The following is a 5393-nucleotide window of genomic DNA, read 5'->3' on the forward strand; positions in this document are numbered from 1 at the left end:
CTACTCCCCTACTCCCCTACTCCCCTAAACATTCAGCAACAAATACTCCCGCTCCCACGGGCTGATCACTTCCATGAAGGTCTCGAACTCCGCCCGCTTGATCGCCGCATAGGTGGCGGCGAAGGACTTGCCCAGATGCGCGCAGAGTTCCTCGTCGCCCTCGAACAGGTCGACGGCTTCGAGCAGGCCACGCGGCAGGTCGATTTCGTCGGCATTGGCGGTGGTCAGGACGGGAGGCTCGGCCTTGATCTTGTTGGTGATGCCGATCAGCCCGCAGGCAAGCGATGCCGCCAGCGCCAGATAGGGGTTGGCATCGGAGGACGGGATGCGGTTTTCGACGCGCCGCGCCGCGGGATCCGAGCGCGGCACACGAAACGCCGTGGTGCGGTTGTCATAGCCCCATTTGTTGTTGACCGGCGCCGACGCCGCCTGCGTCAGCCGGCGGTAAGAATTGACATAGGGCGCGAACATCACAAGTGCGTTCGGCACATGCTTCTGCATGCCGCCGATGAAGTGGAAAAAGTCGTCGGTTTCCGAGCCGTCAGCGGCCGAAAAGATGTTCCGTCCGGTCTTCTTGTCGATGATCGACTGATGGATGTGCATGGCGGAGCCGGGTTGCCCCTGGATCGGTTTGGCCATGAAGGTGGCATAGATCTCGTGCTTGAGTGCTGCCTCGCGAATGGTGCGCTTGAACATGAACACCTGGTCGGCCAGTTCGATCGGGTCGCCGTGGCGCAGGTTGATCTCCAACTGCCCGGCGCCCTCCTCGTGGATCAGCGTATCGATCTCCAGGCCCTGGCTTTCGGAGAAATGGTAGATGTCGTCGATCAGTTCGTCGAATTCGTTGACGCCGGCGATCGAATAGCCGGCGCCGCCACCGATCGCGCGTCCCGACCGGCCGACCGGCGGGGTCAGCGGATAGTCCGGATCGGGATTCTTGCGCACCAGGTAGAACTCGATCTCGGGCGCCACCACTGGCTTCAGGCCGAGCTTGTCATAGGCGGCCACCACACGTTTCAACACATTGCGCGGCGTGAACTCGACCGAGCGTCCGTCCTGGTGGACGAGGTCGCAGATGACCGCGGCCGTCGGGTCTTCTTCCCAAGGCACCACCGTCAGCGTCGACAGGTCGGGCATGAGCTTGAGGTCGCCGTCATCTTCCGGGTAATGGAAGCCGTTGCCATCCTCGGGGTAGCCGCCGGAAATCGTCGTCATGAAGACTGCCGACGGCAGCGCCAGCGAGGTGTTGGAGGTGAATTTCTTCGATGGCATCATCTTGCCACGCGCAACGCCTGCCTGATCGGGCGTGATGCACTCGATGTCCTCGATGCCGCGCCACTCCAGCCAGGCGCTGACTTCCTTCCAGTTCTTGACGCCTCGTTGGTTTTTCACGAAGGCAGGCGTGCGGGCGCGTCCTCCGCGGCTCGACGGACGGACTTCCTTTTTTGCAGGCGGCATCATTCACCAGATTGGGTTGCGGATTGTGGAGTATAGCCGTGCCCTCCTATGGAAGGGAAGGGGAGCCGCGTCGGGCATTGGCCGGCGCGGTTGAAAATCACGCCAATCGGCTTAGTTTCGGCCGTCCCACTTCAATCGAGGCCCCCAAATCTTAATCGAGAAATTGAATGCGGCCCAACGGCAAACTGACAACGATCGGATTCGATGCCGACGACACGCTGTGGCAGAACGAGCAGTTCTTCCGGCTGACGGAAAAGCGCTTTGCCGCCATGCTCGTCGACCATGGCGAAGCGGAGCACATCTCGGCACGATTGCTGGAGGCCGAAAGGCGCAACCTCGCCGTCTATGGCTTCGGCATCAAGGGATTTACCCTGTCGATGATCGAGACGGCGATCGAGGTCACGCAAGGCCGCGTACCGGCCTCGGTCATAGCGGAGATTCTCGATGCCGGCCGCGAAATGCTGAACCATCCGATCGAGGCCTTGCCGCATGCCCGCGAGACGGTCGAAAAGCTTGCCGGCGCATTCCGCCTCGTGCTGATCACCAAGGGCGACCTCTTCGATCAGGAGCGCAAGCTGGCTGGCTCTGGCCTTGGCGATCTGTTCGACGCGGTCGAGATCGTCAGTGACAAGAATGCTGCCACCTATAGCAGGATCTTCAGCCGCCACGGCGATGGTGCCGCGAAGAGCATGATGGTCGGCAACTCGCTGAAGTCGGATGTGGTACCGGCCATCGAGGCCGGCGGTTGGGGCGTCCACGTGCCGCATGAACTGACCTGGGTGCTGGAGCATGTCGAGGCGCCGGTGGCTGAAACGAGATACCGCCAGATATCCGATCTCGGACAACTGCCCGGACTGATCGAAAGCATCGTGAATGCAGGTTGATCACAGGATCCAGCTGTTTGTTTTCTGATTCCCGGACGGAAACTCCGCGCACTTTTTCTGGCTGCTCTAGCGGCCAATCAGGCGATCGATCACCGGTTGCAACCGTTCGGGCGTGATCGGCTTGGCGACCACCACGTCGATGATACCAGACAGGCCCAGACTTTCCCTGGTGCCATTCTTGGTTGACAGCAGGATTACTGGTGGCAGCGATTTGCCCGAGGCGCGGCGCAACGCGTCGATGCTGGACATCAGATTGTCGCAGTCCTTGTTGTCGGCGCCGCCGTCAAGGACAACCGCGCCGGGAATGAGCGACCGCAAGATCCTTGCCGCCGTGTCGGGAGATTCGGAAATCGGCTTGAGCCCGGATCGCTCGACGATCTTTGAAATCACCACGCGATTGATTGGCGATTTGCCGACGACAAGCACCTGCGACGGATCGCGGACCGCCTCGGTGGTTGAACCGCGGGTCACCGGATTCGGATGTCTTGGAGTCTCGCCTTCGCCATTCACCGGGCACACAAGTCGGCCAAGAAGCTCGCCCCTATTTCAATGCAGAGTTGAATCCGGAGCGCAATTGGCGTGAGATCGGAGCCTATGTCAAGTTGAAATAAAAGTGCCTGAAATCATCGCCGGAGCAGTGAATTTCAAGCAACGCTACTGTACTCAACTGTCCACAAGTGCGTTTCATAAAAAGAAAATTCACCTGCGCAGGGGCTGCGCAGGTGAAGGGCCGGTTGCATGGATTCCGGTCAGCCGTGGCGCTGCTGTGTGACGATCACCGGGATCAGCAGATCGCCCCAGTTGCCGTCGCCGCCATGATGTCGTGCCGAGCGCACGAGCTCCACCGAGACGCCCGCCTCGACCGCCTTCATCACCGACTGGTTGAGGCGGTGCAGGTCGTTGGCCAGCATGCGGATCGTCGCCTGCTGGTCGACGTTCATCGTCGTCGACTGTTCCTCGGCGCGTTCCTTGACACGGCTTATCGATGCCATTGGTCTTCTCCTTCCAAGCCCTGTTGGGCGTTTCCTCTGAGTTCTTCTGTTCGCTATTCGGCGGCCGGTTTGAACTGCGCGTGCTCTGTCGATTCATGCATGGCGGTGGTCGATGACTGGCCACCGGTGATCGCCATCGACACGGCGTCGAAATAACCGGTGCCGACTTCGCGCTGATGTTTGGTCGCGGTGTAGCCATCGGCCTCGGCCGCGAACTCCGCTTCCTGCAACTCGGAATAGGCCGCCATCTGCCGCGCCTTGTAGCCGCGCGCCAGTTCGAACATGCCGTAGTTGAGCTGGTGAAAGCCGGCGAGCGTGATGAACTGGAACTTGTAGCCCATGGCGCCGAGCTCCTTCTGGAACCTGGCGATCGTCGCGTCGTCGAGGTTCTTCTTCCAGTTGAACGAGGGCGAGCAATTGTAGGCGAGCAGCTTGTCGGGATGATGCTTGCGCACGCCCTCGGCGAATTTCCTGGCCTGCGTCAGGTCCGGCTTCGAGGTCTCGCACCAGATCAGATCCGCGTAAGGCGCATAGGCAATGGCGCGGGCGATGCAGGGCTCGATGCCGTTCCTGACATGGTAGAAGCCTTCCACCGTGCGGCCGGCGTCGTAGTCGACGAAAGGCTGGTCGCGTTCGTCGATGTCGGAGGTGAGCAGCTTGGCGGCTTCCGCATCGGTGCGCGCGACGACCAGGGTCGGCGTGCCCATCACGTCCGCCGCCAGGCGCGCGGCGTTGAGGTTGCGGATGTGCGCCGCGGTCGGGATCAGCACCTTGCCGCCGAGATGGCCGCATTTCTTTTCCGACGCCAACTGGTCCTCATAATGGACGCCGGCGGCGCCCGCCTCGATGAAGGCCTTCATGATTTCGAAGGCGTTGAGCGGTCCGCCGAAACCGGCTTCCGCGTCGGCGACGATTGGCGCGAACCATGTCTCGACCGAAAGCCCGTTGCCTTCGGACGTTTCGATCTGGTCGGCGCGCTGCAGCGTCCGGTTGATGCGCTTGACCAGTTCGGGCGCTGCATTGGCCGGATAGAGCGACTGGTCCGGATACATCGCGCCAGCCGTGTTGGCGTCGGCGGCAACCTGCCAGCCCGACAGGTAGATCGCTTTCAGCCCGGCGCGCACCTGCTGCATCGCCTGATTGCCGGACATGGCACCGAGCGCGTTGACGAAGTCCTCCTCATGGATGAGCTTCCACAGCCGGTTGGCACCCATTTCGGCGAGGCTCTGACGGATCTGCACCGAACCGCGCAGACGCTTCACATCCGCCGCGGAGTAGGGCCGTTCGATACCGTCGAAACGACCTTCCGGGGCCGATGGCACGAGGTTGTAAAAATCAGTCATTGGTCACTCCGAGGAATTGCTGAACTGTGTCAAGGCTTCAAGAATTTGGGGTCGTTGGGTTATGACTGGATTTACATTTCTGCGCGACATCAGCCACAAAAATCAGGGAAACCGACGGAATATAAGAGAAAACCTGTGTTGCGTTTGACAGAGGTGCGTTGTAAATTTGTCATTATTGTAAAAGGACCGAGCCCAGAAATTCGTGTAAATGCTGTAAAGGACAGTCCGTGGCTGACCAGAAGATTTTCGCCGGGCCGCGCATCCGCCGCATCCGCAACGCCAAGGGCCTGACGCAGACGGCGATGGCCGAGGGTCTTGGCATTTCGCCCTCCTATCTCAATCTGATCGAGCGCAACCAGCGGCCGCTGACGGTGCAGCTGATCCTCAGACTGGCCTCCGTCTACAAGGTCGATCCGCACGAGCTGCAGGGCGAGGCGAGGGGGTCGGTCGCTGCCTTGAAGGAAGTGTTCACCGATCCCCTGCTGGTCGGCGAGTTGCCGGGAGATCAGGAACTGATCGAGCTTGCCGAGGCCGCGCCCAACGCGTCCGCGGCGGTGATAAAACTGTTCCGCGCCTATCGCGAGCAGGCCGAGCGCCTGTCCGACCTAAACGAGCTATTGGCGCGCGAAGGTCGGGCGACGGCGCTTTCCGGCGCCCGCCTGCCGATCGACGAGGTGCACGAGATTTTCGAGCGCCGGCCGAACCATTTCGCTGCC

General features: G+C 61.1%; 6 protein-coding genes. 2 read left to right on the top strand and 4 right to left on the bottom strand.

All coding sequences use genetic code 11. The annotated features are described in order from the left end of the window. Nucleotides 1-24: 24 nt before the first annotated feature. Entirely contained in the window at nucleotides 25-1461 is a 1437-nt protein-coding gene (locus EN893_RS17005; RefSeq protein ID WP_164749124.1) for a glutamine synthetase family protein, read from the bottom strand. Between the two features lie 164 nt (nucleotides 1462-1625). Between EN893_RS17005 and EN893_RS17010 the strand changes: the two genes are divergently transcribed. Further along, entirely contained in the window at nucleotides 1626-2342 is a 717-nt protein-coding gene (locus tag EN893_RS17010) for an HAD family hydrolase (RefSeq protein ID WP_127272725.1), read from the top strand. A 66-nt stretch (nucleotides 2343-2408) separates the two neighbouring features. On the opposite strand, the gene EN893_RS17015 is transcribed toward EN893_RS17010, so the two are convergent. The 3 genes from EN893_RS17015 to aceA all read right to left on the bottom strand — a co-directional run bounded on the left by EN893_RS17015 (nucleotide 2409) and on the right by aceA (nucleotide 4677). Continuing rightward, nucleotides 2409-2813: a response regulator gene (locus EN893_RS17015; protein ID WP_236383383.1), complete on the bottom strand. Its 405-nt coding sequence runs from the start codon at nucleotides 2811-2813 to the stop codon at nucleotides 2409-2411. Nucleotides 2814-3091: 278 nt separating this feature from the next. Further along, nucleotides 3092-3334 (bottom strand): hypothetical protein, encoded by a 243-nt coding sequence (locus tag EN893_RS17020; RefSeq protein WP_127268365.1) that lies wholly within the window; start codon nucleotides 3332-3334, stop codon nucleotides 3092-3094. Nucleotides 3335-3387: 53 nt separating this feature from the next. Next, on the bottom strand, nucleotides 3388-4677 hold the full coding sequence (gene aceA / locus EN893_RS17025) for an isocitrate lyase (RefSeq protein WP_127268366.1): 1290 nt from the start codon (nucleotides 4675-4677) through the stop codon (nucleotides 3388-3390). A 227-nt stretch (nucleotides 4678-4904) separates the two neighbouring features. Here aceA and EN893_RS17030 point away from each other — a divergent pair. After that, the coding region (locus EN893_RS17030; protein WP_164900923.1) for a helix-turn-helix transcriptional regulator at nucleotides 4905-5393 on the top strand (489 nt) is incomplete at its 3' end.

The sequence above is a fragment of the Mesorhizobium sp. M7A.F.Ca.CA.004.04.2.1 genome (assembly GCF_004022825.1).
Taxonomy (GTDB): domain Bacteria; phylum Pseudomonadota; class Alphaproteobacteria; order Rhizobiales; family Rhizobiaceae; genus Mesorhizobium.

Bases quoted from the DNA above. Each gene is read 5' to 3' on its own strand.
- EN893_RS17005 (WP_164749124.1), bottom strand. From the start codon at position 1,461: ATGATGCCGCCTGCAAAAAAGGAAGTCCGTCCGTCGAGCCGCGGAGGA.
- EN893_RS17010 (WP_127272725.1), top strand. From the start codon at position 1,626: ATGCGGCCCAACGGCAAACTGACAACGATCGGATTCGATGCCGACGAC.
- EN893_RS17020 (WP_127268365.1), bottom strand. From the start codon at position 3,334: ATGGCATCGATAAGCCGTGTCAAGGAACGCGCCGAGGAACAGTCGACG.
- aceA (WP_127268366.1), bottom strand. From the start codon at position 4,677: ATGACTGATTTTTACAACCTCGTGCCATCGGCCCCGGAAGGTCGTTTC.